Below are 23,150 nucleotides of genomic sequence, written 5' to 3'. Positions count from 1 at the left end.
GCATCACACCCCCCGACCAATCACTTGGATTCAGCGTTGATCTTCTCTGCCTTGGCTTTGACCTCGTCGATATTGCCAACGAGATAGAAGGCCTGTTCAGGAAGGTGATCGAGTTCACCGGCCAGGATCTGATTGAAGCCGGCGATGGTGTCTTCGAGCTTCACATACTTACCAGGCATGCCGGTGAAGATTTCAGCCACGAAGAAAGGTTGGGAGAGGAACTTCTCGATCTTGCGGGCGCGATCCACGGTGCGACGATCGTCTTCAGAGAGCTCATCGAGGCCGAGAATGGCGATGATGTCTTGCAGTTCCTTGTAGCGCTGCAGGGTGGACTGCACAGCACGGGCTGTGCGGTAATGCTCATCACCCACAACGGCCGGTTGCAGCATGGTGCTGGTGGAGTCGAGGGGATCCACAGCCGGATAGATCCCTTTGGAAGCAAGGGCACGGTTCAACACCGTGGTGGCATCAAGGTGGGCGAAGGTGGTAGCCGGTGCCGGGTCCGTGAGGTCGTCAGCGGGGACGTAGACCGCCTGGATCGAGGTGATCGAACCTTCGACGGTGGAAGCGACGCGCTCCTGCAGGGCGCCCACGTCGGTGCCGAGGGTCGGCTGATAGCCCACAGCGGAAGGCATGCGACCCAGCAGGGCGGAGACTTCGGATCCAGCCTGAACGAAACGGAAGATGTTGTCGATGAACAGCAGCACGTCCTGTTTGTTCACATCACGGAAGTGCTCAGCCATGGTGAGAGCTGACAGGCCCACGCGCATGCGAGCGCCGGGGGGCTCGTTCATCTGGCCGTAGCAGAGAGCCACCTTCGACTTGGAGAGGTCGTCAGCGTTGATCACACCGGAATCCTTGAATTCCTCGTAGAGATCATTGCCCTCACGGGTGCGCTCACCCACGCCACCGAACACGGATACACCACCGTGCTCCTTGGCGATGTTGTTGATCAGCTCCTGAATCAGCACGGTTTTGCCGACACCGGCGCCACCGAAAAGGCCCACCTTGCCGCCCTGGCGATAGGGCGCGAGCAGGTCGATCACCTTGATGCCGGTCTCGAACACCTTAGGCTTGGTTTCGAGTTCGGTGAGTTTGGGAGCTTCGCGGTGAATCGGCGCTGTGGCGGTCGCATTCACCGGGCCCTGTTCATCGACGGGCTCGCCGAGCACGTTGAAAATGCGTCCGAGGGTGGCTTCACCAACGGGAACCGAGATGGCGGTACCGGTGTCCACCGCTTCCATGCCACGCACCAGGCCGTCGGTGCTGCTCATGGCCACGGCGCGGACGCGATGGTCACCCAGCAACTGCTGAACCTCGGCGGTGAGTGCCACTTGCTGACCGGTGGCATTGGTGCCTTCGATCCGGAGCGCATTGAGGATCTTGGGCAACTTGCCGGCTGGAAATTCCACGTCCAGAACCGGGCCGATCACTTGGCGGACAACACCCTTGGTACCGGCGGAGGCGGGAGCAGCAGCGGCCATAAGAAAGGAGGAGTTCGCCTGAGCGGCGCAACCTTACCACCGCAATGGCTGCCGAGGTTGGGTTCGGTCACCCGCACGCCGAGGTGCTGGCGGAGTCTTGGATCGGAAGCGTAGGTTGGCACTCGTCGGCCTCGAGTGCCAGCTCGTGCCGGCCCGTGGCGCTTCGCGCCTCCTGTTCCTGCTCCTGCATTCACCCATGGCAGCTGTTTCCCTCAGCGTCTCCACCGTCAAGCCCCTTGGAGATCGCGTTTTCGTCAAAGTGTCTGAGTCGGAGGAGAAGACCGCCGGTGGCATCCTTCTGCCTGATACCGCCAAGGAAAAGCCCCAGGTGGGCGAGGTGGTCCAGGTGGGGCCCGGCAAGCGCAACGACGACGGTTCCCGTCAGGCCCCGGAAGTGGGCGTGGGCGACAAGGTGCTTTACAGCAAGTACGCCGGTACCGACATCAAGCTCGGTGGCGATGAATACGTGCTGCTGTCCGAGAAGGACATTCTCGCCGTCGTGAACTGAGGCTTCCGAGCCCCAGGCCCAATCCTCAGGATCAGGGCCTGATCGATTGACTGACCGTTTTCACATCCTCTTGTATTCCTGCCTCCCATGGCCAAGCGCATCATCTACAACGAGAACGCCCGTCGCGCGCTCGAGAAAGGCATCGACATCCTGGCCGAGTCTGTGGCCGTGACCCTCGGTCCCAAGGGCCGGAACGTGGTGCTCGAGAAGAAGTTCGGTGCTCCCCAGATCATCAACGATGGCGTCACCATCGCCAAGGAGATCGAGCTCGAGGATCACATCGAGAACACAGGTGTGGCCCTGATTCGTCAGGCTGCTTCCAAGACCAACGACGCCGCCGGTGACGGCACCACCACCGCCACCGTCCTGGCGCACGCCATGGTGAAGGCCGGTCTGCGCAACGTGGCCGCCGGTGCCAATGCGATCACCCTCAAGAAGGGCATCGACAAGGCTGCCGATTTCCTCGTCGGCAAGATCAAGGAGCACGCCAAGCCGATCAGCGACAGCAACGCCATCGCCCAGGTGGGCACCATTTCCGCCGGCAACGATGAGGAAGTGGGTCGGATGATCGCCGACGCCATGGACAAAGTCGGCAAGGAAGGCGTGATCTCCCTGGAAGAGGGCAAATCGATGACCACCGAGCTGGAGGTCACCGAGGGCATGCGTTTCGACAAGGGCTACATCTCGCCCTATTTCGCCACCGACACGGAGCGGATGGAAGCCGTCCTCGATGAGCCCTACATCCTTCTCACTGACAAAAAGATCGGTCTGGTGCAGGATCTGGTGCCCGTGCTCGAGCAGATCGCCCGCACCGGCAAGCCCCTGCTGATCATCGCGGAAGACATCGAGAAGGAAGCGCTCGCCACCCTGGTGGTGAACCGTCTGCGTGGTGTGCTGAACGTGGCTGCCGTCAAGGCACCCGGCTTCGGTGATCGCCGCAAGGCCATGCTCGAGGACATGGCTGTGCTCACCAATGGCCAGCTCATCACCGAAGATGCCGGCCTCAAGCTCGAGAACGCCAAGCTCGAGATGCTGGGCACCGCCCGTCGCGTGACCATCAATAAGGACACCACCACCATCGTGGCCGAAGGCAACGAGGTGGCCGTGAAGGCGCGCTGCGAGCAGATCAAGAAGCAGATGGACGAAACCGAGTCCACCTATGACAAAGAGAAGCTCCAGGAGCGTCTCGCCAAGCTCGCCGGTGGTGTGGCCGTGGTGAAGGTGGGTGCAGCCACCGAAACCGAGATGAAAGACAAGAAACTCCGTCTCGAAGATGCCATCAACGCCACCAAGGCGGCTGTTGAGGAGGGCATTGTTCCTGGCGGCGGTACCACCCTGGCCCATCTCGCCCCCGCGCTTGAGCAGTGGGCCGCAGGCAGCCTCAACGGTGAGGAGCTGATCGGTGCCAAAATCGTGGCGGCGGCCCTGACCGCTCCCTTGATGCGCATCGCCGAGAACGCTGGTGTCAACGGTGCTGTGGTCGCAGAAAACGTGAAGGCCAAGCCTTTCAATGAGGGCTACAACGCTGCCAACGGCGAATATGTCGACATGCTGGCTGCCGGCATTGTCGATCCCGCCAAAGTGACCCGCTCCGGACTGCAGAACGCTGCCTCCATCGCCGGCATGGTGCTCACCACCGAGTGCATCGTGGCCGATCTGCCCGAGAAAAAGGAAGCAGCTCCTGCCGGTGGCGGCATGGGCGGTGGCGATTTCGACTACTGATCGACGGCTCCGCAAGCATCAACGATTCACCCCCGCTGCGGCGGGGGTTTTTTCATGCTGACTATTTCATGTTCATGCCAACCGCTTGGCTCTCGCTGAAGCTTGAAGACTGGCGCCAACGCGCGTCAGCGAAGCCAGCCAGCACTGAGGATCACGGCCAGGCTGAGGAAGATCGCCAGGCAGGTCCAGGTGAAGCGGTTCAGCGTGGCTTCAGCACTGCTGGCACTGGTGAACATCGAGCTGCCGCTGGCGGCCAACCCGCCCATGCCATCGCCCTTCGGGCTGTGCAACAGCACGAGCAGGATGAGCAGCACGCCGCTGCCGATCCAGATCCAGGAGAGAACGGAGGTGAGCATGGAATGGGGAATCAGACGGGTTGGGGCAGGCGGGAGCGCGAGGCGAGGGCATCGATCGCTTCAATCAGGCTCGCACCCGACATGGCGTCGGGTTTAGGCAGATCAAGCAATTGCAGCAGCGTGGGCGCAATGTCAGCGAGGCCACCGTTGTCACGCAGCTGGATCGCATTCCCCAGACCGGGCACCTTGCGCCGCTCCCCTTCCACCAGAATCACCGGCACCGGATTGGTGGTGTGGGCGGTCCAGGCCTGACCATCAGGGCCCTGCATCACTTCAGCGTTGCCATGGTCGGCGGTGATCAGCATCGTGCCGCCCATGCGGCCCACCGCGTCCAGCAGGCGGCCGATGCAGTGATCCACTGCCTGGATCGCTTCGGTGGCTGCGGCCATCACGCCGGTGTGCCCCACCATGTCGGGGTTGGCGTAGTTGATCACGATCAGGGAATACACCCCCTTCTCGATGGCGGCAATGCAGCTGTCGGTGAGGCTGGCCGCGGCCATGGCGGGAGCCTGGTCGTAGGTGGCCACCCTTGGTGAAGGCACCAGGTGACGATCCTCCCCGTCCAGCGGTTGCTCGATCCCCCCGTTCATGAAATAGGTGACGTGGGGATATTTTTCCGTTTCAGCGGTGCGGTATTGCTTCAGGCCGTGCTCCGCCACCACCTGGCCGAGCAGCTGATCGAGCGATTCCGGCGGGAAAGCCACAGCCACGGGCAAATCGGCTTCGTATTGGGTGAACGTCACCACGTTGAGCCTGGGGTGATGCCCGCGCTCAAAGCCATCAAAGTGCTCGAGACAGAGCGCCTGAACCAGTTGACGGGCCCGGTCGGGGCGGAAGTTGAACACCACCAGGCCATCCCCATCGCGCAGGCACCGATCGTTCAGGCGCACCGGTTCGAGGAATTCATCCGTGGTGCCCTGCGCATAACTCGCTGCCACCGCTTCAGCAGCGCTCAGGCCGCTGCTGGGGAGCGTGGGATCGGTCAGCAGGGCATGGGCCTTGCTGGTGCGCTCCCAGCGATGATCCCGATCCATGGCCCAGTAGCGACCGCAGAGACTGGCCAGTTCGCCCACGCCGCAGGAGTGGATCGCTTCCTCCACCTGGCGGATGTAGCGGGGCGCACTGTCGGTGGGGGTGTCGCGACCGTCGGTGATCGCATGAATAGCCACGCGCTCCAGGCCTTCGGCGGCGGCCCAGCGCAGCAGGCCGCAGAGGTGATCCACGTGGCTGTGCACGCCTCCATCGGAGCAGAGCCCGAGCAGATGGAGCGTGCCGCCGCTGCGGCGCAGGTCTGCGGCCAGCTCCCGCAGAGCCTCTCGTTCCCCCAGCTGACCGTTGCGCACGGTTTCGCTGATGCGAACCAGCTCCTGGCGGATGATCCGACCGGCTCCGATTGTGAGGTGGCCCACCTCCGAGTTCCCCATCTGCCCATCCGGGAGACCCACATGGGCGCCGCTGGCTTCGATCAGCGCGTGGGGATAGGCGTGCCAGAGGGCATCCATCACCGGTGTCTGCGCACTGCGGATCGCGTTGTGATCCGATCCTTCCCGATATCCCCAACCGTCCAGAATGGTCAGCACAACAGGGGCAACGCCGCCTGAGTGACGAAAGCTCTTCTCACTGGTGTTCGGCACGTTCACTCCGCAAAGATCAGTTCTTAAGGGCTTCTCCAGAATCAAGTTACCGCGAGGGCCATCCTCTCGAGTCTTGAACCCTGGCATGCGTCAGCTTTCGCCCATGGCTCGGCCATACACTGAGTGCCAACCGAGCAGTTGAGAATGGCCGGTTCTGTTGAATCCGAACGGATTGAAATTCTCTCGGCCCAGGAGCTGGCGCGCACGCTGGCCCGCCTGTCATCGCAAGTGCTGGAAGCGGTCGACAGCATCGATGATCTGTTGTTGCTCGGCATTCCCACCCGTGGTGTTCATCTCTCCAGGGTTCTGGCCCGGCAGCTGGAGGATCTCACAGGTCGCACCATTGCCCAGGGCACCCTGGATCCCACCTTTTATCGCGATGATCTCGATCGGGTTGGCACCCGTCTTGTGCAGGCCACCGATCTACCGATCACTGTCGAGGGCCGCACGGTGGTGCTTGTGGATGATGTGATCTTCACGGGTCGCACGGTGCGGGCTGCTCTGGAAGCGATCCAGACCTGGGGGCGACCCTGTCGCGTGCTGCTGCTGGTGATGGTGGATCGCGGCCATCGTGAGCTTCCAATCCAACCCGATTTCTGTGGACGGGTTGTGCCGACACGACGCACGGAAACCATTGAACTGCGCTTGCTCGACCTCGATGGTGAGGAAGGTGTGTATCTGCGCCGCGATGAGTCGGTCAGTTCAGCGCGGTGAGTTCGTCTTCCCGGAAGTGGGCCTTGTAGCGCCCGAAGGCCACCACCACCGGCAGGGTGGGGCTGATCGGGCGGCCCTTCCATTCACCGAGCAGGCTCACCACTTCGCCTTCCTGACCCTGCAGATCGAAGCCCTCACCGCGGTGCTGGGGGTGGTTGTAGACCACGACGCTGGTTGAGACCGTCACCTTGTCTCCCGCTTGCATGGGCCCGTTGTCGCTGGGGCGCATTGTGTCATGCACCGGGGGACGTCTGCCCGATCAGGGCCTGCGGCAGAGGCTTTCCGGCCCGTCCTCGACCACCGTGCCACCCACATCGGCGCAGCCCGAGATGAAGGCCTGCCAGGGATCCATGCCCATGCGAATGCGTTGTCGCACGGCAGCGTCGAGTTCCGCCTGGGGAACGGTGTGGGCCGGCAGCTCACCGTGGCTGTGGTGCTCCTCCCGATCGCGGAGCGCATCGATCGCCGCTTCCACCTTGGCTCTCTCGGCAAGGGCTTTGCGCTGCCACCAGGGATGGTCGAGCTGATTGAGCAGCGAGAGGGCTTCCCACCATTTCTGGTCTTGCACCATCTCCAGCAACCGCTCGTGGTTGAGGCGGTTGCGGTTCCAGGTTTCCCTCAGGCTGTCGCTGAGGCGCGTGCCGGGACGACCATCCCCTTGCTCGACCGGTTGGAGCAGGGTGATGGCGGCATCGAGATCGCCTTCCCGGAAGCGAAGAAGCGCCTGATTGCGGAGCTGATCGCGCCAACGCATCAGACGTTGGCGGTCCTGTTGTTGTTCGCTGCTGCTGCCGATCGCCGAATTCACCAGCTGTTCCTGGAGGCGCAGGGCTTGCGATCGGTCGCCTTGCTCCCAGGCCAGTTCGGCCTGACGGCGCCGACAGGTGGCCTGTTCGCTCGGCGCTTTCTGGCCCAGCCAGCGCAGCGCCGCAAGCTGTTCGCTGTACCGGAGGCAGGCCTCTAAGTCGCCTCGCTGGGCGGCGTCACGCAGGCGTAGGGGTAGTTGCTGCTCCCACCAGTAGGCGACACCACACAGCAGGGCGACACCTCCCAGGGTCAGCCCGAGCCAGTAACGGGGCAGGGTGTGGCGGCGCAGCGCCAAGGCGATCAGGCGGAATCATCATCTTTCTATCGCCTCACCCCACGGTCGTCTTATCTCACGGTGCCGAGGACGAGAGAGGGCAGGGATTTGCCGTTGCGGAGATCCTCTATCCCCACGCGCAGCTGGGAAGCAGCGTCGAGAGACCAGCGCAGTCGCAGGCAGTCTTCGCCAGCTTTCCCCGCTGGCTGGAGCGGCACGGCGACAGGGTCGCCATCCCAGACACGGATGCGGGGGGCGCGGTCACTCGACTGCAGGGTCGGCAGGCCGTGGCGAAACACCACATCGTGGTGTCCGACCACTTCGGGTTCCCCCAGCACCAGCTCCACCTGCCTCTGGTCGTCGCGTCCTGCGGCGAGGACGATCTCCAGGGGCGTGGTGGTGGGCCAGGTCTGTCCAGCCATGAACAGCGGGTGCCAGTGATGGCGGTTGCTGCGCCGGTCCCAGCAGCGCAGGGACACACCGTGACGCAGCACGTCCCGGATCTGAACCCCCGGAGTCAGGGCCAGGGCGCCACGGGCGACCGCCTCCACCGGGGCGGGCGTGAGCAGGGGAACGGGCCTGGTGCGACGTTCCAGCCAATTGCGCAGCAGGGGCAGTCGAGCGCCGCCTCCAACCGCCATCACCCCCTGCAGGTCCTCCAGGTTCACCCCGTGGCGGCGGCCGCCGGCGAGGGTCTGCTCCAGCAGATCATCCAGGGCCTCAACCAGGCCGCGCGCCTGCAGCAAACGGTTCAGCTCCTCTCGGTTCAGACGCAGCTCACAGGGCGCCGCATCATGGCTGGTGACGGCGAGTTCCGTGACGCTGGTTTGCGCCTCGAGGTCTGGATCGCTCAGGCGGCATTTCAGCCGCTCCGCCGCGTTGAGCAGGGCCAACGGCAGCACGCCCTCAGCGGTTCGGCTCGCGCCTGTGAGGTGATCGAGGATCCAGTGGTCCAGATCCCTGCCGCCCAGGCGCAAGCCTGCTTTTCCCAGCACCCTGGCGCAGCGAAGGGCCTGACGACTGGATCCCAGCATCCGGCCGTTGAAGCGCAGCAGCTGGGCCAGGGGTGCCGCCCGTCCTTCGCCCCCCTCGAGGGCCACCAACGCCATGTCGATGGTGCTCCCCCCCAGATCCACCACCAGCAGCTTGGAGCCGGGGGGTAATCCCGCGCCGAGGGCCGCTGCCGTCGGTTCATCCACCAGGGCGATGGCGTCGACGGGCAGCGCCTCGCAGGCACGCAGCAACCAGTGGCGGTAGCCGCGGTAATGGTCGATCGGCGCTGTGAGCACCAAGCGGTGCACGGTCAGCTGGTTCGGCAGGCGACGCCAGATCTCTGCCAGCAACCGTTCGGCGGCCTCCTGCGCTGAGAGGTTGCGGCCGGCCTCGCCTGATTCTGGGCTGCTGCCTGCGATCGAGCGTTTGAAATCCCTGAGCAGTTCCGGCCCATCCCAGGTATTCAGGCCGCTGTCGATCACCTGGCGGCCCACCAGGGGGTGGGTGTCTTGGCTGTCTTTGAGCCACAACAGGCTGGGAACTTCGCCTGGTGTGCGGCTGATCGGTGGCAGATCAACCGGTTCCAGGTGCCTGGAGCCATCCGCCTGGAAGGCCACCACGGTGGTGGTGCTGCCGAGGTCGATGGCCAGGGTGCCGCTGCGGGGGGAAACCTGAAGGTTTTCTTCGTCCGCCGGGGGGGGATCCGCTGCCATGGGCAGGTTGGAGATGTGGTGAGACTAAAGAGGATCGGTATGGACCGCTTGCAGCGTCTGGTGTTGTCCTTTTACCGCGAGGAGCCGCTGCTGGAGGCGAAGCTCGAACCGCTGCGGGATTGCAGGATCTCGCGCAGCTGGGGCAGTGTTCGGATCGAGTGCCTCGATGCCAGCCATCTCGAGGAGATCAGTGGTTTGTTGGAGCTGGTGCGCCGCCCCCTGGCGGCCATGGGGCTCGGTCGTCAGATCGTGCTCAGGGTGCCGGGGTCGCTGCAGCGCAGCTATCCCATGCACGTTCCCTTTCACAGCGACCTGCTCAATTAAGGTGAAGGTTCAAGCTTCGATTGGTCGCGCGTGATGAGTGCCGGTGTCAGTGCCCAGGATCTCGCCAAACGGGGCGAAAGTCTGATCCGCCAGTCGAGTAATCGCTACCTCACCACGGTGCGCATTGCCTTCCGCGCCAAGCAGCGTCGCTTCGACGATTTCGATGGTTTGTTGGAGGAATCCAGTGTCAAGCCGGTGCAACGGGCCATCGTTGAGCTGAGCGACGAGCAGGACCAACCTGACCTTCTGCCTGGATGATTCAGCGCGAGGGGCCCGGTTGGCGCCTGGCCTGGGATCCTTCCCGCTGCCGCTATCCCGTCTTGATTGGTGGTGAGGGATGGGCTTTTGAGTTGACCGGAGACGAGTGGCGCGAGCTTGTCTCCCTGATCACCGCCCTGGTGGAGCAGCATCGAGCGCTGGTCGATCAGTTGATGGCTGAAGAGGCTTTGAGCCTGGAGTTGGAGCGCTTGCCCTGGTGGGGGTGTCTCGATGGTGATCGCGATCAATGGGATCTGCGGGTGGTTCTGCAGGACGACACCCTGGGGGAACGGGGCGTGGAAGGGCATTGGCCGGCCCCCGCAGCCCAGGCGATGGCGGCAGCGGTGAGAACGCTCTGGGACTCCCCGCCTTCATAAGCCCTGCTGATCATTTTCTCGTTTTTGTTTTTCCACGGTTTGCCGCGTGGTCTTGAGGAGCTTTTCCACAGGCTTTTGCTTGGAATGGCGCGCATGGGCTTCGACTGTGGAAAAGTCGGCTTTCTGGCTCTCGCTCCCTTGACGGGCGGCGCGAGGCGGCTTGTCTCGGACTCTTCACCGCATCACAGGCCAGGAAAGGGCTTTGTGCCTGGAGTCTTATCGGGAGAACCGCTTGGAAGGGCGTCGCATTTGCCGCTTGACGTCGCCCTCAGGGTGTGGAGAACTGGTGAGCGTTTGAGGGGTCTGGGATGCGGTCAGTGCACGACATGCGGGTGATGAACACAGCTGAGGTTGCGGAAGCAGGGGCGCCTGTGTCGGTTGGGGCGCCCTCAGGTCATCGAGCTCCCGCCCCCCAGGTGGCTGAAACCGCGACCGTGAGTTTTCAGACCGAGCTTCCCGAACCGCTCCAGCAGGCCATGCGTCGTTTCATCGAGCGACACCCCAACTGGGACCACTACCGCCTGGTGCAGGCCGCACTGGCTGGGTTTCTGGTGCAGAACGGGGTCAGCTCCAGGTCGATCACCCGTCTCTATGTGGGCAATCTGTTCTGTCGCCAGTCCTTGCTTCAGGACGTCTGAGTCCGGCAGCTGGCCATCAGAACCAAGGCGCTCAAGGGGAGGCTGATGAGCAGCCCGAGGCAGGCACCCATCAGTCCCACGGCATTGAGTCCGAGAAGAAGCCCGATCAGGGCCAGCACCTTGAGGCGGTTGCCATTCACCAGGCGACTGCTGTGCTCCATGGCAGCCAGGGGTCGATGCCGGTGATGGACCAGCAACGGGAAGGCCAGCAGCTGCCCGGCTGTCCAGACGCTGAGAGCCAGTCCGCCAGCGAGCAGGGCTGCTCCAGCCAAGACGCCGCTCTGGGCGATCAAGAGGTCGTACAGCAGCTTCAGGCCCGTCAGTCCGCCGGCCAGGATCAGCAGCTCGAGAAGCAGCAGTGCCACGCCCTGACGCCAGAGCCAGAGCCTTGTGGTGGGTTGGGGATGGTTGTGGCCTTCTGGAGCGGCTCCCGGGCCGGGGAGCAGTTGATCCGCCAGCTGCAGCAACGCCACGGCGGGAGCGATCGGCAGCAGCAGACTGCAGGCCACGAGCAGGTGGCCCAGGCTCGCAATCAGGGGCCAGCCACTGCGTTGCATGTCGCTGGCCAGCACCCCTGGTCCCATCAGGGTGATCAGAATCAAGGCCGCCAGGCCCACACAGCGCCACGGGGCTTTGCTGAATCCGATCCAGGCCCGTGGCAACACCGTGGCCAGGGGGAGGACCTCCCTTCCGCTCGGCACTGCGCCGTTACTGGAGCTCGCCAAGGCGTTGCAGCAGATCCGTGGCGATTGCCTCGGGCACCGGCAGGATGGAGAGGCGGTTGCCGCGCCTCACCACCGCCAGATCGTCGTCGCTGTAGGTGTTGCGTAAGGCCTCCAGGCTCAAGATCGCGCTGAAGACCCCCAGATAGCGGAGCTTCACGCAGTCCCAGCGTGGCGACTCCGGCTTGGAGGCCGGATCGTGATACTTCGAGCTCGGATCGAACTGGCTGGGATCCACCAGGCCGGTCTCCACCACTTCCATCAGCCCCACGATTCCCGGTGGTTTGCAGTTGGAGTGATAGAAAAAAGCACGATCGCCCACGTTCATGCTGCGCATGAAATTGCGAGCCTGATAATTCCGGATTCCATCCCAGAGGGTGGTGCTGTCTCGGGCAAGATCCTCGATGCTGTAGGCATCCGGCTCACTTTTCATCAGCCAGTAGGCCAAGGCGATGTCCGTTTCCTGCGCCGAGGTTAGGTGCTCAGCTGCGTGGCGATCAGCGTGCGGAAATGGTCGCCTCGTGCTTCGAAATCGCTGTATTGGTCGAAGCTGGCGCAGGCCGGCGACAGCAGCAGCGTGCCCGCACGCAACTGACGGCCGAGGTCGAGTGCGATCGGCACGGCTGCGTCCAGGTCGTCGCAGCGTCTGATCTGGCCGGGGTAACCGCTGGAGCTGAGCAGGTTGGCGAGTTCCTCGGCGCCACTGCCATACAGCACAACCGCGCAGCTGCGTTCGCCCATCAGGGTGAGCCATTCACCTGCCTCCCCTTGCTTGGTCTGGCCCCCGGCGAGCACGACCGCTGGCCTGGGCACGGAGCGGAGGGCCACCACGGCCGCATCAAAATTGGTGGCTTTGCTGTCGTTGAACACCTGCATGCCCTTGAGCTCTCCCAGCCGTTCGAGGCGGTGGGGCACCCCCGGGAAGGTGCGCAGGGCCGCGGCGATCACCTCGGGTTCCAGCCCCGCCTCCAGGGCCGCGGCGGTTACCAACAGCATGTTCTGGCGGTTGTGATCTCCTGGCATGGCCAGTGCGCTGGCTGGGAACAGGGGGCCCCGGCGCCTGCAATGAACAACGCCCTCGGCATCGCACCAGAGATCAGCGGCCGTTGCCCCGTCGCCAGCCCCCGCAGCGCTGATCCAGAGGCCGTGGTCCCAGCTCGCCCGCTGGCGGCTCAGGTCGGAGTCATCGGCATTGAAAATGCGAATCTGCGAGCGCTCGAGCAGTCCCCGTTTAATGGCGCGATAGGCCTCCAGCGTGCCGTGTCGTTCCAGGTGGTCGGGCGTCAGCGTCGTCCAGATGCCGATGCGAGGGGCCACGATCGCGGCAGCTTCGATCTGATAGCTGCTCATCTCCATCACCAGCCAATCTGGGGTGGCAGGGTCGCCATCATTGGGCGCTACTGCACTCAGGCTCAGGGCCAATTCAGTGGCGGAATGGCCCACGTTGCCTGCCATGGGGGCGTGCAGTCCGCCTGAGCTGAGCACGTGCTGCAGCAGTTGGGTCACCGTGGTTTTGCCGTTGGTTCCCGTGATGCCAATCCAAGGCGTTCTGTTGAGGAACTGCCAGGCCAGGGCCATTTCGCCGATCACGGCCACCCCCTGTTGCCGCAAGGCCTCCAGAGTGGGGTGATTCCAGTCGATCCCAGGACTCACCACCACGGCCTCGAGGTCGTCGAGCCATGGCGCGAAACTCGGCAGGGTGAGTGGACGACCGAGCTGCACCTCGATCCCCTGATTGATCAGATCTCTGGCTCGCCGCGTCTGGCTGTCACCTTCAAGCCGCTCCAGCACGGTGACGGTTTTCCCCTGCGCCCGTAGCAACCGTGCCGCTCCGATTCCCGAGCGTCCCAGACCCACGACCACGGTGCGCGTCATGATGGAGCTGGATCGTGTTGAAAGGAAGTGGGCGATACTGGAATCGAACCAGTGACTCCTACCGTGTCAAGGTAGTGCTCTACCTCTGAGCTAATCGCCCTCCCGTCGCATCGGACATTGCGAGAGGCGTGACCAGCAGTTGTCCTGCTGTGAGAGTGAACCTAGCAGTTGAGTGGTGATGAGGTCTCATCGCCGCTCCATCGCCACCCGCCAGCGCTCACGCTTGGTGAGCGTGAGCGACAGCACCTCGACGCTGCCTCGGTTCTGCAGCTGCAATCGGTCGCCCACCTTGAGCTCCCTGCTGGCCTGACGGATTGGCTCCCAGTTCAGGCGCAGCTGCCCCGATCGGATCTCCTGGCTCACCTTGCTGCGGGATAACCCAAAGCCGGCTGAGGCGATCGCATCGAGTCGGCAGGAGGCCTCCACGCTGCTGAAGCGTTTGATGGCGCGGCGCACTGGCAGCTGAAGGCCATCGATCGGCACGGTTTCGCAGTGGATCTCCACGTCACGCAGTCGCCCCTTTCGTCCATTCAGGCGATCGGCGGCCTCCGGAGTGCAGAGCAGCTGGGCGCCACGATCGCCACGGATCCAGACGTCGCCGAGTTGCTCAGGGGCAGCGCCCAGGGGGGCGAGGGCCCGGCGGATGTCGGCGGGAACAATCGGGTCAAACAGGAAATTCCCCTCCACCGTGAGCCCCACAATCGGCGCTGGCTCCTGCGTTTCCGAACTTGGATCAAGGTCGGGATCCCGTCGCTGGCAGAGAAGGCGACAGCGCTCAGCGCCGGGGTATCCCCCCTCTCGCTGCCAGGACAGTTCGGTGAGGCTGGAGAAACGGTCGAAGGCTTCTTCTTGGAGGGGGGCCTCCAGAAAAGGGCTCCACTGGGGCTGCCAGGTGCGCAGCACCGCCTCCGCTTGATCGAGCAGGCGTTCAAGGTCCTCCCGGTGACGGGCCCCCTGCAGCAGTTCGGTGCGGGGGAGCATCAGAGTTCGCTGAGGCGCACCACCTGCAGGGGACGGGCGCTCTGTAGCAGCTGCCAGGGCGGTTCCACCCCACTTGGGGTTTCCAGCAGCAGCAGCCAGCGCCTTTCCTCATGGCGATTGCGCAGGATGCGCACGCCGTCTTCGTTGTCGGACGGCACGCTGGCGGCGGCGGCGTAACTGCCCATCAGGCCTGAGACCAGTCCCAGCAGGCCCCCCACGACCGGTTCTCCCCAGGGGCCGAGGGCCGAGAAGGTCTCCAGGTTGGTGATCTGGGTGAAGGTGAGGCCAGCGAAGAAGCCGAAGGGCATCAGCCAGCGGGCCATGGATCGTTGGCGCCTTTGGCGGGCCAGACTCGGATTGAGCAGATCCACCTGATCCATCGCCACGGCAGCGGCGGTGTCCTCCCCCTCCGGTGCCACGAGCAGACACTGGCGCAGGGGGAACGGTTCAGCGTCCAGTCGTTGCCTGAGGCTGGTGGCGTCCGTCAGCTCCTTCAGCACCAGCACACAGACCGGCATGACCATCCCCTCGCACTTGCCAAGTCTCGCCTGTGGGCCGTTGCGCCACGATTCGCTCTGTCATGGTCCGCTGCACAACAGGTGCTTCGCGAGCCGCTCTCTACAGTGAAGGGTGGCTGTGTTCCGCCGGTTGATGACGAAAGTTCTGGTTTCCGATCCCATTGATCAGGCGGGGATCGACATCCTTGGCCAGGTGGCACAGGTGGATCAGCGCACCGGTCTCAGCCCCGATGAACTCAAGGCGATCATCGGTGACTACGACGCCCTGATGATCCGTTCCGGCACGCAGGTCACCGCCGATGTGATCGCTGCCGGCGATCGACTGCGCATCATCGGCCGCGCCGGCGTTGGTGTCGACAATGTCGACGTGCCGGCGGCCACCCAACGGGGGGTGCTGGTGGTGAATTCACCGGAGGGCAACACGATTGCGGCGGCGGAGCATGCCCTGGCCTTGCTGCTGTCTCTGTCCCGCCATGTGCCTCAGGCCCATGCCTCGATGCGGCAGGGCGCCTGGGATCGCAAGAAATATGTGGGGAACGAGCTCTACAAGAAAACTCTCGGGGTGGTGGGGCTCGGCAAGATCGGCTCCCATGTGGCCCGGGTGGCCAAGGCGATGGGCATGGATGTGATCGCCTTTGATCCGTTCATTTCCGCTGATCGGGCTCAGCAGATGCAGGTGCGACTCACCCAGCTCAACGAGCTGTTTCGCACGGCCGATTACATCACCCTTCACATTCCGCGCACGCCAGATACCGAAAATCTGGTGAATGCGGAGTTGCTGCGCAGCATGAAGCCCACCGCCCGCCTCGTGAACTGCGCCCGGGGCGGCATCGTCGATGAGGCGGCGATCGCAGAGGCCATCAACACCGGTGTGATCGCCGGGGCTGGTCTCGATGTGTTCGCCAGCGAACCCCTGGCGGTGGAGTCTCCGCTTCGTGCGGTGGAGCGGGGTCTGGTGCTCACGCCCCACCTCGGTGCCTCCACCGAGGAGGCTCAGGAGAATGTGGCGATCGATGTGGCCGAGCAGATCCGCGACGTCTTGCTCGGTCTGCCCGCCCGCAGCGCCGTCAATATTCCCGGTCTCAGCGCTGAGATCATGGAGCGGCTCAAGCCCCATCTCCAGCTGGCGGAAACCCTCGGTTTGCTGGTGAGTCAGCTCTCGGGCGGTCAGGTGCAGGAGCTGGAGGTGCGACTCCAGGGCGAATTCGCCGAGCATCCCTCCCAACCCCTGGTGGTGGCGGCTCTCAAGGGGCTCCTCTCCAGTGCCCTTGGTGAGCGCATCAATTATGTGAATGCCGCTCTGGAGGCCAAGGGGCGGGGAATCCATGTGCTGGAGATCAAAGACGATGCCAGCCGCGATTTCGCTGGCGGATCCCTCCAGCTCACCACCCGTGGCGGCCAGGGGGGACACAGCGTCACCGGTGCCGTGTTCGCCGACGGCGATCTGCGGGTCACGAGCATCGACGAGTTTCCGGTGAATGTGCCCCCCAGTCGGCACATGCTGTTCACCCGTCACCGCGACATGCCCGGGATCATTGGCCACCTTGGCTCCCTGCTCGGTGAGCACAACGTCAACATCGCCTCCATGCAGGTCGGCCGAAGGATCGTGCGGGGTGATGCGGTGATGGTCCTGAGCATCGATGATCCGATCCCCCCCAGCCTGCTGGCCACCATCCATGCCATCAACGGCATCCAGGAAGCCCATCCCGTCACCCTCTGAGCCGGCTTGATGTCTGTGTCTGTGCCGCTGCGCTGGTGGCGACTGTCGCTGCCGCTGGCGCCTGAACTCGAGGAGTCACTTCTGTGGAAACTCGACAGCCTCGGCCTGCAGCGTGTGTCGGTGGAGCACGCGCCGGAGCACCCCGACCAACGCACCCTTCACCTCTGGTTGCCTTCGCCGGAATGGCCTGAGCCCGAACGGGTCGCTCTTCTGGCCAGCCTTGAGCCGCTGGCGCGCACGTTCGATCTCGCTCTGGCCGATCCCTTGTGGTGCGAGCTCGACGATGAAGACTGGAGCCTCACCTGGAAGCAGCACTGGGAGCCCGATCCCGTGGGAGCAACGCTGCTGATCCTGCCGGCCTGGCTGGAGCCACCGGCGGAGCAGGCTCATCGCCTGGTGCTGCGCATGGATCCTGGCAGTGCCTTCGGCACCGGAAGCCACCCCACCACCCGCCTTTGCCTGGAGGCGCTCGAGCAGCAGCCGCCTGAGGGGCTGCGGGTGGCCGATCTGGGGTGCGGCAGCGGCATTCTCGGCCTGGCGGCCCTGGCGATGGGTGCCCGCACGGTCTGCGCCGTCGACACCGACTCCCTGGCCGTTCGCGCCACCGCCGAGAACGCCCGTCTGGGGGCCGTGCCGGCCGAGAGCTTGGTGGTGCGGCAGGGGTCCGCCGATGTGCTGGCGGCACTTCTGGAAGGCCAGCCCGCCGACCTGTTGCTCTGCAACATTCTCGCGCCGGTGCTTGAAGCCCTGGCGCCCGCATTTGAGTCTCTGATCAAGCCCTCCGGTCGCGGTTTGCTCAGTGGCTTGCTGCTCGAGCAGGCGCCCCGGCTCTCCGCCGTTCTGGAGGCGTTGGGCTGGCAGGTGACCGATCAGGCGGCGCAGGGACGCTGGGGCTTGCTGGAGATCCGCCGAAGCATTTCTTGATAAGAGGGGCTTATCAGAGCACTGGCTTTGATTGGGCTTGAGGGATTTGCGTCAACGAACCGGCTGGCTGACCCCTCGGCCGATGTAGATAGGTGCAGTCCTGCAGGTCCGGGCTCTCGGTTCCTGCACACCCCAACCAGCCATGGCTTCCTACAAGGTCACTCTGATCAATGAGAGCGAAGGTCTGAACAAGACCATCGAGGTGCCCGATGATCAGTACATCCTCGACGCCGCTGAAGAGCAGGGAATCGATCTGCCCTATTCCTGCCGTGCCGGTGCCTGCTCCACCTGCGCCGGCAAGATCACCGCTGGCACCGTGGATCAGTCCGATCAGAGCTTTCTGGATGATGACCAGATCGAAGCTGGTTTCGTGCTGACCTGCGTGGCTTATCCCACCTCCGACTGCACCATCAAGACCCACGCCGAAGAAGAGCTCTATTGAGCTGCTCCGCCCGTTGAGCCCTTCGCCACCCCTCGGGGTGGCTTTTTGCTGGCAGCATGCCAGCCTTGCTGAAGCTCGGTCTGGTGCTCCTATGTCGGCAGCGTGCTCGACAGCTGCCTCCTCTGCGGAGGTGACGACCGTTCTCGACCACGGCAGTGTCCACACCAGCCCGGGGGGGCAGTACAGCTTCAGGGTGATTGGTCCCTGTTGCCGTCTGTTTGATCGGGAGGAGTTGCCCTGGCCCTGTTGTCGTCTGGTGTGGCGCAGCAAGGAACCGAGCTGGCGCCGGGTTGGTCGGCGTTTTGTTCCCGATCTGGCCGCCCGTCGCTGCCCGTCCTACGCCGTTGAGTTGCTGCAACCGGGCTCCCGGCCCACGACCACCGTGCTGACGTTGTTTTCGATCCGCTTCAGCGCTGAGCTTCAGGAATGGTGGTATAGCCGGCATCCGCGCTCCTTAGATCCCGGCAACGCGTTGCCATAAAAAAACCGCTCCAGAACCGGAGCGGTTTTTTGTGCCTGGAAGACAGATCAGAAGTAGATCTTGCCGCCACCCCACTGGTTGCCCTGAACTTTGGGGGCGACAAGGATGTAACCAGCGATCAGTCGCAGGTCATCGTCGGTGAGATCACGCATCTGCACGAACAGATCGCTGCTGCGCATGCTGGGATGCACGTCGGCGATGCTGTACTCGCCGTCGTAAGAGGTGGGATCCTTCATGTAGTCGACCAGGCTGTCGACGTTGTCCCGGGCCGGCGTCGCCAGGGCGAGGGTTTCAGGATCCAGCCCCACGTTGTGGTTGGTCTTGGTGATCCCACCGGCATGGCAGGTGCCGCAGCTGGTGTTGAAGATCTTGCGGCCGGTTTTGATCTCCTGCTCGCTGAAGGTCACCTGATCGCCGCTGGCATCGGCCGGGACCGTGAGGGTTGCAGCATCCCATTGGGCTGCCAGCGCAGGCGAACTGAACGCGAGTCCGATCAACACAGGCAGCACGAACAGCAGCCGGCTCACGGACCGTCGCAGGGAGAAGAAAAGAGAGGCCATGGAGGACGCCAGGATCTGACGGATACACCGCACCAGGCTCTTGTATCACGGGGGGGTGGTCCCCTGGACTGCCACAGGCTCAGCTGATCATGAACTGTTGCAGCGTCGCCTTCGCCGCAGCTGGTCAGTCCCGCGGGCTGACCTCCAGGGAAAGAAAGTCCTTGGCCAAAACCGTGTTGGGAAAGATCGCCCGCGCCTCCGCCAGCAGGTCATCGGCGCTGATGGCATTGCCGGGGGCATAGCGGGGGCTCAGGTGGGTGAGCACCAGTTGCTGCACACCGGCTTCCGCCGCGGTCTGGGCGGCCATCGTGCTGGTGGAGTGTTGGCGCTGAAAGGCCATCTCCGCCTCTCCATGGGAGAACGTGGCCTCATGGATCAGCAGATCCGCGCCTCGGGCCAACGCCACGGCCGCTTCACAGAACACGGTGTCGGTGCAATACACCACGCTCACGCCGGGGCGTGTCGGGCCGCAGAGCTGGCGTCCATCGATCCGGCGGCCGTCGTCGAGGCTGACCGTTTCACCGCGCTTGAGGGCGGCGTAGATCGGGCCTGGGGGGATGGCGAGGGCCCGGGCCTGATCCACATCGAATCGGCCGGGCCGTGGCTTTTGTTCAATGCGGTAGGCATAGGCAGGCACGCGATGGGTCAGCGGCGTGGTGCGCACGATGATGTCGTCGTCCTCCAGCAGCACCGTGCCGTTCTCAGCCGCCTCCCGGACGCGATGAACCGCCAGGGGGTAGCCGATCCGCGTGGAACTGGTGTGCAGCACTCCCTGCAGGTAGGCCTCGAGCGGATCGGGGCCATACAGATCGACACCGTCGCTGCTGCCGGCCAGGCCGAGGCTGGCGAGCAGGCCAGGCAGTCCGAAGACATGATCACCGTGCATGTGGGTGACGAACACCCGGCGCAGCTGGGACAGGCGCAGATCACTGCGCAGAAATTGGTGCTGCGTGCCTTCCCCGCAGTCGAACAACCAGAGCTCTGAGCGCTGGGGCAAGCGCAGGGCCACGGCGGAAACATTGCGGGCGCGGGTGGGAACGCCGGAGCTGGTGCCGAGGAAGGTGACCTGCACGGTCTGCTGCGCTCAACGTTCAAATCTGCCATGCACCCTGGATGAACCTGGTCGGGGGCGGCACACTGGGCTGCCTTCGTTGATGTCGGTCTTGTTCAGACCGCTGCCCTCCCTTGTCCTCGGCCTGCCGGCGGCTCTGCTGGCGGGACTGGCCGGGCCGCCTGCGGTGATCGCGGCTCGAGAACCGGAGATGCGCGTGTTGCTGCAGCGGGCCGACCAGGTGACGCTGCGGGCTGATGCGGCCCGTCCCCTGCGAGTGCGAGGCGGTGGCCTGGAGCGCTTGGCGCTGCAACGCCTGGAGGTGCGCCTGGTGGATGGGCGCCTGTTGCTGGACTTTCAGCCCCAGGGGGATCCTTCAGAACCGCTGCAGCGGCGGGAACTCTCCGCCAGCACGCGGCTGAGCCTGGAGACCGATGATCCCCGCGGGATCTGGCTGGCACAGCGGCGTTATGGCGGCGTGCTGCATCTGACGGTGCACGATCGCCAGATTCAGGTGGTGAACCAGCTGGGGATCGAGGCCTACCTCGCCAGCGTTGTGGGCAGTGAGATGCCACAGGATTGGCCGATGGCAGCCCTGAGGGCCCAGGCGGTGGCGGCACGCACCTATGCCCTGCGCCAGCGGGGCAAGGCGGGAGGGTTCGATGTGAAGGCCACCGTGGCCAGCCAGGTGTACCGCGGCCTTGAGTCTGCGACCCCAAGGACCGAAGAAGCCGTCGACAGCACTCGCTCCCTGGTGATGGTGCATGGAGGAAAGCTGATCAATGCGGTGTTCCACAGCAGCTCCGGCGGGGCGACCGAGGCGAGTGGTGAGGTCTGGCGTTCCCAGTTGCCCTATCTGGTGAGCGTTCCGGACCACGACCAGGAGAGCCCGGTGCACCGCTGGCAGGCTCGCTTTGATGCGATGCAGCTTCGCCGCGCCTTCGGGGAGATCGGGGGCGCGCGCTCTTTTCAGGTGTTGGCCACCAGTTCCACAGGGCGTGTGCGCCTGCTGCGGGTGCAGGGGCCTGCCGGCTCCCTGAATCTCAGTGGCCGGGAGCTGCGTCAGCGGCTCGGCCTCAAGAGCACGATGGTGGAATTCGCCTGGCTTGATGGCGAGCCGGAGGATCGGCAGGCCCCTGGGCGCAACGATGGCACCCGCTGGGTGGGGCTGCTGCGCGACCCGGACGGCGAAGGTGGTGATGACGCCCTGGTGCCGCCACCGCCTCTGCCCGCCTCAATGGTTCAGCCGCAACCGGTGCTGGAGGTGCGCGGTCGTGGTTTTGGCCATGGTGTGGGCATGAGTCAGTGGGGGGCCCGGGCGCTGGCGGAGCGGGGAGCCGATTTCCGTCAGATTCTTCAGCACTATTACCGGGGTGTTCAGATCAGGCCCTTCCGCCCCAGCGATGATCCTGCGGTGGCGCTGGCCCCTGCGCTCGAGCCAGCCTGGAGGGGCTGAGTTCAGCGTCACGTTTGCTGTGCCTTCGCCACCGGTGTCCTTTCGACTGGTTTCCCGCCCCGACCCGCTCCAGTTGATCGAGGCTGTCGTCGATCACTGGGAAAGCCGGCTCCGGGAGAGGTTGGAGCTGCGAGAACCGAAACCGTTGGGGCTGGCGACCGGGCGGACAATGGAGCCCTTTTATCGGCAACTGATCGATCGTCTGCGGGGATGGACGGAGGCGGAACGGCAGCGCCTGATCGAGGGTTGGTTGAGCTTCAATCTGGACGAGTACGTGGGGGTGGACTCGGGTTCTGCCGCCAGTTTCGCCGCCACCATGCAGCGCTGCCTGGGGGATGCCCTGGGCCTGCCTCCTGCTCAACTCCGCTTGCCCGATGGAGCGGCGCCCGATCCGGATGGGGAAGCCAGGCGGTATGCCCTGGCCCTAGAGCGGGCCGGGGGGCTGGGCGTGCAGTTGCTCGGCCTGGGCGGCAATGGCCATGTGGGCTTCAATGAGCCGCCCTGCGGGGCAGACACGCGCTGCCGGGTGGTGCAGCTCAGCCATGCAACGCGGATTCAGAACGCTGCTGCCTTTGGCGGTGATCCCCAACGGGTGCCGCCGCAGGCGATCACGCTCGGCATCGCCGAGATCCTGCAGGCCGAGGAGATTCACCTCGTGGTGACGGGAGTGGGCAAGGCCTTGATCCTGGCGCGTTTGCTCCGCGGTGAAGCCACCCCCGATCTACCCGCCAGCTGGCTCGGCTCCCATCCGCGTGTCCATCTCTGGGCTGATGCGGCAGCCCTGTCGGCTGACGCCGTCAGCGGGATGTGAGGCTTGCCTGAACCGACTCCGGAATCTCCAGATTCGTGCTGACGCTGCTGACGTCGTCGAGAGCCTCCAGCCCTTCGAGCAGCTTCAGGCATTGGTGGGCTGTCTCGGCGCGATCCACCACCGCTGCCGTGAGGGGGTGCCAGGTGTGTTCCCATTCGAGAACGACCCAGCCCTTGTCGCGCAGGCCATCCTGCAGGGCCTCCAGCGCCTCGAAGCGCCCATGCACCAAGGCTTCTTGGCCATCGCCTTCGAGCTGGTAACCCTCCGCATCGAGCTCGAGCAGCGCTTCGACAAGGGCTTCCTCCTGAATGCCCAACCGGGTTTCATCCTGGTGCGGCCTGGCGGCGATGCGCACCTCGCTGCGATGGTCGAACAGATAGCTGACGCATCCCGACTCACCGAGGTTGCCGCCGTTCTTGCTGAAGGTGAGACGCAGGTCAGCGGCCGTGCGGTTGCGGTTGTCACTGAGGGCCTCCACCAGCACCGCCACGCCCCCCGGGGCATAGCCTTCGTAGCGCATGCTCTCCAGTTGGCTGCCGCTGCCTCCCTGGCCGGATCCCTTGGCGATCGCCCTTTCGATGTTGGCGGCCGGCACGCCGGCCGCCTTTGCCTTGGCGATGGCCGTGCGCAGCTGAAAGTTCCCCGCCGGATCCGCACCTGCTCGGGCCGCCACCGTGATCTCCCGGCCGATCCGGGTGAACACGGCACCGCGTTTGGCATCCACCACGGCCTTGGTGCGCTTGATCTGTGCCCATTTGCTGTGGCCGGCCATCGTTGCCCGAGCGTTGTTCTCCTCGACCCCGCAGA

General features: G+C 64.5%; 27 protein-coding genes and 1 tRNA gene. 13 read left to right on the top strand and 15 right to left on the bottom strand.

The annotated features are described in order from the left end of the window. Positions 1-20: 20 nt before the first annotated feature. Entirely contained in the window at positions 21-1,484 is a 1,464-nt protein-coding gene (atpD, locus tag SynRS9909_RS11070; RefSeq protein ID WP_007101656.1) for a F0F1 ATP synthase subunit beta, read from the bottom strand. Between the two features lie 196 nt (positions 1,485-1,680). Between atpD and groES the strand changes: the two genes are divergently transcribed. Both groES and groL read left to right on the top strand, forming a co-directional pair. Then, the gene (gene groES, locus SynRS9909_RS11065) at positions 1,681-1,992 is read left to right on the top strand and encodes a co-chaperone GroES (protein ID WP_007101657.1); all 312 of its coding nucleotides are present in this window, start codon (positions 1,681-1,683) and stop codon (positions 1,990-1,992) included. 87 nt (positions 1,993-2,079) lie between these two features. Continuing rightward, positions 2,080-3,714, top strand: coding sequence for a chaperonin GroEL (groL, locus tag SynRS9909_RS11060; RefSeq protein WP_007101658.1), 1,635 nt, complete (start codon positions 2,080-2,082; stop codon positions 3,712-3,714). 125 nt (positions 3,715-3,839) lie between these two features. On the opposite strand, the gene secG is transcribed toward groL, so the two are convergent. Together secG and gpmI are read right to left on the bottom strand one after the other, a co-directional pair. Then, positions 3,840-4,070 (bottom strand): preprotein translocase subunit SecG, encoded by a 231-nt coding sequence (gene secG, locus SynRS9909_RS11055; protein ID WP_007101659.1) that lies wholly within the window; start codon positions 4,068-4,070, stop codon positions 3,840-3,842. Positions 4,071-4,081: 11 nt separating this feature from the next. Beyond that, positions 4,082-5,710, bottom strand: coding sequence for a 2,3-bisphosphoglycerate-independent phosphoglycerate mutase (gene gpmI / locus SynRS9909_RS11050; RefSeq protein WP_007101660.1), 1,629 nt, complete (start codon positions 5,708-5,710; stop codon positions 4,082-4,084). Positions 5,711-5,848: 138 nt separating this feature from the next. Here gpmI and pyrR point away from each other — a divergent pair, with 138 nt between their 5' ends. After that, positions 5,849-6,418, top strand: a complete 570-nt coding sequence (pyrR, locus tag SynRS9909_RS11045; protein ID WP_007101661.1) for a bifunctional pyr operon transcriptional regulator/uracil phosphoribosyltransferase PyrR — start codon at positions 5,849-5,851, stop codon at positions 6,416-6,418. Here the strand turns inward: pyrR and SynRS9909_RS11040 are convergent. Genes SynRS9909_RS11040 through SynRS9909_RS11030 form a run of 3 tightly spaced genes read right to left on the bottom strand, consistent with a single transcriptional unit; the run spans position 6,402 to position 9,205 of the window. Next, positions 6,402-6,623 (bottom strand): ferredoxin-thioredoxin reductase variable chain, encoded by a 222-nt coding sequence (locus SynRS9909_RS11040; RefSeq protein WP_038001864.1) that lies wholly within the window; start codon positions 6,621-6,623, stop codon positions 6,402-6,404. The two genes, pyrR and SynRS9909_RS11040, sit on opposite strands and share 17 nt — an antisense overlap. Positions 6,624-6,677: 54 nt before the next feature. Continuing rightward, complete coding sequence (locus SynRS9909_RS11035) at positions 6,678-7,520, bottom strand: hypothetical protein (RefSeq protein ID WP_007101663.1); 843 nt, start codon at positions 7,518-7,520, stop codon at positions 6,678-6,680. Positions 7,521-7,570: 50 nt separating this feature from the next. Then, complete coding sequence (locus SynRS9909_RS11030; RefSeq protein WP_007101664.1) at positions 7,571-9,205, bottom strand: Hsp70 family protein; 1,635 nt, start codon at positions 9,203-9,205, stop codon at positions 7,571-7,573. A 39-nt stretch (positions 9,206-9,244) separates the two neighbouring features. Here SynRS9909_RS11030 and SynRS9909_RS11025 point away from each other — a divergent pair, with 39 nt between their 5' ends. From SynRS9909_RS11025 to SynRS9909_RS11010, 4 genes are all read left to right on the top strand, one after another. Next, positions 9,245-9,529 carry a hypothetical protein gene (locus SynRS9909_RS11025; protein ID WP_007101665.1) on the top strand — a complete coding sequence of 95 codons (285 nt, stop codon included), beginning with the start codon at positions 9,245-9,247 and terminating at the stop codon, positions 9,527-9,529. 30 nt (positions 9,530-9,559) lie between these two features. Then, positions 9,560-9,787: a DNA-directed RNA polymerase subunit omega gene (locus tag SynRS9909_RS11020; RefSeq protein ID WP_038001123.1), complete on the top strand. Its 228-nt coding sequence runs from the start codon at positions 9,560-9,562 to the stop codon at positions 9,785-9,787. Next, a complete protein-coding gene (locus SynRS9909_RS11015; protein WP_007101667.1) occupies positions 9,784-10,164 on the top strand; it encodes a DUF1818 family protein in 381 nt (126 codons plus the stop codon). Before SynRS9909_RS11020 ends, SynRS9909_RS11015 begins: the two co-directional genes overlap by 4 nt. A 326-nt stretch (positions 10,165-10,490) precedes the next feature. Then, complete coding sequence (locus SynRS9909_RS11010) at positions 10,491-10,802, top strand: DUF2811 domain-containing protein (RefSeq protein WP_007101668.1); 312 nt, start codon at positions 10,491-10,493, stop codon at positions 10,800-10,802. On the opposite strand, the gene SynRS9909_RS11005 is transcribed toward SynRS9909_RS11010, so the two are convergent. The 6 genes from SynRS9909_RS11005 to SynRS9909_RS10980 all read right to left on the bottom strand — a co-directional run bounded on the left by SynRS9909_RS11005 (position 10,790) and on the right by SynRS9909_RS10980 (position 14,898). After that, positions 10,790-11,527, bottom strand: a complete 738-nt coding sequence (locus tag SynRS9909_RS11005) for a hypothetical protein (RefSeq protein ID WP_038001126.1) — start codon at positions 11,525-11,527, stop codon at positions 10,790-10,792. The genes SynRS9909_RS11010 and SynRS9909_RS11005 overlap by 13 nt on opposite strands. Next, entirely contained in the window at positions 11,511-11,957 is a 447-nt protein-coding gene (locus SynRS9909_RS11000) for an EVE domain-containing protein (RefSeq protein ID WP_050752626.1), read from the bottom strand. The genes SynRS9909_RS11005 and SynRS9909_RS11000 overlap by 17 nt, the downstream gene beginning before the upstream one ends. A gap of 41 nt (positions 11,958-11,998) precedes the next feature. After that, positions 11,999-13,399 (bottom strand): UDP-N-acetylmuramoyl-L-alanine--D-glutamate ligase, encoded by a 1,401-nt coding sequence (gene murD, locus SynRS9909_RS10995; protein WP_007101671.1) that lies wholly within the window; start codon positions 13,397-13,399, stop codon positions 11,999-12,001. Positions 13,400-13,427: 28 nt separating this feature from the next. Beyond that, a tRNA-Val gene (locus SynRS9909_RS10990) sits at positions 13,428-13,499 on the bottom strand. A gap of 86 nt (positions 13,500-13,585) precedes the next feature. Further along, on the bottom strand, positions 13,586-14,380 hold the full coding sequence (locus SynRS9909_RS10985; protein ID WP_007101672.1) for a photosystem II S4 domain protein: 795 nt from the start codon (positions 14,378-14,380) through the stop codon (positions 13,586-13,588). After that, a complete protein-coding gene (locus SynRS9909_RS10980) occupies positions 14,380-14,898 on the bottom strand; it encodes a hypothetical protein (RefSeq protein ID WP_007101673.1) in 519 nt (172 codons plus the stop codon). Before SynRS9909_RS10980 ends, SynRS9909_RS10985 begins: the two co-directional genes overlap by 1 nt. Before the next feature lie 133 nt (positions 14,899-15,031). On the opposite strand from SynRS9909_RS10980, the gene serA reads away from it, so the two are divergent. The 4 genes from serA to SynRS9909_RS10960 all read left to right on the top strand — a co-directional run bounded on the left by serA (position 15,032) and on the right by SynRS9909_RS10960 (position 18,465). Next, entirely contained in the window at positions 15,032-16,618 is a 1,587-nt protein-coding gene (serA, locus tag SynRS9909_RS10975; protein WP_007101674.1) for a phosphoglycerate dehydrogenase, read from the top strand. Between the two features lie 9 nt (positions 16,619-16,627). Continuing rightward, positions 16,628-17,542, top strand: coding sequence for a 50S ribosomal protein L11 methyltransferase (prmA, locus tag SynRS9909_RS10970; RefSeq protein ID WP_007101675.1), 915 nt, complete (start codon positions 16,628-16,630; stop codon positions 17,540-17,542). A 142-nt stretch (positions 17,543-17,684) separates the two neighbouring features. Next, complete coding sequence (locus SynRS9909_RS10965) at positions 17,685-17,984, top strand: ferredoxin (protein WP_007101676.1); 300 nt, start codon at positions 17,685-17,687, stop codon at positions 17,982-17,984. Between the two features lie 91 nt (positions 17,985-18,075). After that, positions 18,076-18,465, top strand: coding sequence for a hypothetical protein (locus SynRS9909_RS10960; protein ID WP_038001130.1), 390 nt, complete (start codon positions 18,076-18,078; stop codon positions 18,463-18,465). A 47-nt stretch (positions 18,466-18,512) separates the two neighbouring features. On the opposite strand, the gene psbV is transcribed toward SynRS9909_RS10960, so the two are convergent. Both psbV and SynRS9909_RS10950 read right to left on the bottom strand, forming a co-directional pair. Further along, a complete protein-coding gene (psbV, locus tag SynRS9909_RS10955) occupies positions 18,513-19,025 on the bottom strand; it encodes a photosystem II cytochrome c-550 (protein WP_007101678.1) in 513 nt (170 codons plus the stop codon). 124 nt (positions 19,026-19,149) lie between these two features. Next, on the bottom strand, positions 19,150-20,097 hold the full coding sequence (locus SynRS9909_RS10950; protein WP_007101679.1) for a ribonuclease Z: 948 nt from the start codon (positions 20,095-20,097) through the stop codon (positions 19,150-19,152). 82 nt (positions 20,098-20,179) lie between these two features. Between SynRS9909_RS10950 and SynRS9909_RS10945 the strand changes: the two genes are divergently transcribed. Both SynRS9909_RS10945 and SynRS9909_RS10940 read left to right on the top strand, forming a co-directional pair. Further along, positions 20,180-21,532 (top strand): SpoIID/LytB domain-containing protein, encoded by a 1,353-nt coding sequence (locus SynRS9909_RS10945; protein WP_007101680.1) that lies wholly within the window; start codon positions 20,180-20,182, stop codon positions 21,530-21,532. Positions 21,533-21,551: 19 nt separating this feature from the next. Then, positions 21,552-22,343, top strand: coding sequence for a glucosamine-6-phosphate deaminase (locus SynRS9909_RS10940; protein WP_370587902.1), 792 nt, complete (start codon positions 21,552-21,554; stop codon positions 22,341-22,343). Here SynRS9909_RS10940 and SynRS9909_RS10935 read toward each other — a convergent pair. After that, complete coding sequence (locus tag SynRS9909_RS10935; protein ID WP_007101682.1) at positions 22,330-23,115, bottom strand: YebC/PmpR family DNA-binding transcriptional regulator; 786 nt, start codon at positions 23,113-23,115, stop codon at positions 22,330-22,332. The genes SynRS9909_RS10940 and SynRS9909_RS10935 overlap by 14 nt on opposite strands. Positions 23,116-23,150 lie beyond the last annotated feature (35 nt).

The organism is Synechococcus sp. RS9909 (assembly GCF_014279595.1).
Classification (GTDB): Bacteria; Cyanobacteriota; Cyanobacteriia; order PCC-6307; family Cyanobiaceae; genus Synechococcus_C.
The sequence above is the reverse complement of the archived record's forward strand: the minus strand, read 5'-3'. Positions and strand labels throughout refer to the sequence as shown.

What these genes read in the sequence shown, in the direction of transcription:
- atpD (WP_007101656.1), bottom strand. Translation starts at nt 1,484, where the DNA reads ATGGCCGCTGCTGCTCCCGCCTCCGCCGGTACCAAGGGTGTTGTCCGC.
- groES (WP_007101657.1), top strand. Translation starts at nt 1,681, where the DNA reads ATGGCAGCTGTTTCCCTCAGCGTCTCCACCGTCAAGCCCCTTGGAGAT.
- groL (WP_007101658.1), top strand. Translation starts at nt 2,080, where the DNA reads ATGGCCAAGCGCATCATCTACAACGAGAACGCCCGTCGCGCGCTCGAG.
- secG (WP_007101659.1), bottom strand. Translation starts at nt 4,070, where the DNA reads ATGCTCACCTCCGTTCTCTCCTGGATCTGGATCGGCAGCGGCGTGCTG.
- pyrR (WP_007101661.1), top strand. Translation starts at nt 5,849, where the DNA reads ATGGCCGGTTCTGTTGAATCCGAACGGATTGAAATTCTCTCGGCCCAG.
- SynRS9909_RS11040 (WP_038001864.1), bottom strand. Translation starts at nt 6,623, where the DNA reads ATGCAAGCGGGAGACAAGGTGACGGTCTCAACCAGCGTCGTGGTCTAC.
- SynRS9909_RS11030 (WP_007101664.1), bottom strand. Translation starts at nt 9,205, where the DNA reads ATGGCAGCGGATCCCCCCCCGGCGGACGAAGAAAACCTTCAGGTTTCC.
- SynRS9909_RS11025 (WP_007101665.1), top strand. Translation starts at nt 9,245, where the DNA reads ATGGACCGCTTGCAGCGTCTGGTGTTGTCCTTTTACCGCGAGGAGCCG.
- SynRS9909_RS11015 (WP_007101667.1), top strand. Translation starts at nt 9,784, where the DNA reads ATGATTCAGCGCGAGGGGCCCGGTTGGCGCCTGGCCTGGGATCCTTCC.
- SynRS9909_RS11010 (WP_007101668.1), top strand. Translation starts at nt 10,491, where the DNA reads ATGCGGGTGATGAACACAGCTGAGGTTGCGGAAGCAGGGGCGCCTGTG.
- SynRS9909_RS11000 (WP_050752626.1), bottom strand. Translation starts at nt 11,957, where the DNA reads ATGAAAAGTGAGCCGGATGCCTACAGCATCGAGGATCTTGCCCGAGAC.
- murD (WP_007101671.1), bottom strand. Translation starts at nt 13,399, where the DNA reads ATGACGCGCACCGTGGTCGTGGGTCTGGGACGCTCGGGAATCGGAGCG.
- SynRS9909_RS10985 (WP_007101672.1), bottom strand. Translation starts at nt 14,380, where the DNA reads ATGCTCCCCCGCACCGAACTGCTGCAGGGGGCCCGTCACCGGGAGGAC.
- SynRS9909_RS10980 (WP_007101673.1), bottom strand. Translation starts at nt 14,898, where the DNA reads ATGCCGGTCTGTGTGCTGGTGCTGAAGGAGCTGACGGACGCCACCAGC.
- serA (WP_007101674.1), top strand. Translation starts at nt 15,032, where the DNA reads ATGACGAAAGTTCTGGTTTCCGATCCCATTGATCAGGCGGGGATCGAC.
- prmA (WP_007101675.1), top strand. Translation starts at nt 16,628, where the DNA reads ATGTCTGTGTCTGTGCCGCTGCGCTGGTGGCGACTGTCGCTGCCGCTG.
- SynRS9909_RS10965 (WP_007101676.1), top strand. Translation starts at nt 17,685, where the DNA reads ATGGCTTCCTACAAGGTCACTCTGATCAATGAGAGCGAAGGTCTGAAC.
- SynRS9909_RS10960 (WP_038001130.1), top strand. Translation starts at nt 18,076, where the DNA reads ATGTCGGCAGCGTGCTCGACAGCTGCCTCCTCTGCGGAGGTGACGACC.
- psbV (WP_007101678.1), bottom strand. Translation starts at nt 19,025, where the DNA reads ATGGCCTCTCTTTTCTTCTCCCTGCGACGGTCCGTGAGCCGGCTGCTG.
- SynRS9909_RS10945 (WP_007101680.1), top strand. Translation starts at nt 20,180, where the DNA reads ATGTCGGTCTTGTTCAGACCGCTGCCCTCCCTTGTCCTCGGCCTGCCG.
- SynRS9909_RS10935 (WP_007101682.1), bottom strand. Translation starts at nt 23,115, where the DNA reads ATGGCCGGCCACAGCAAATGGGCACAGATCAAGCGCACCAAGGCCGTG.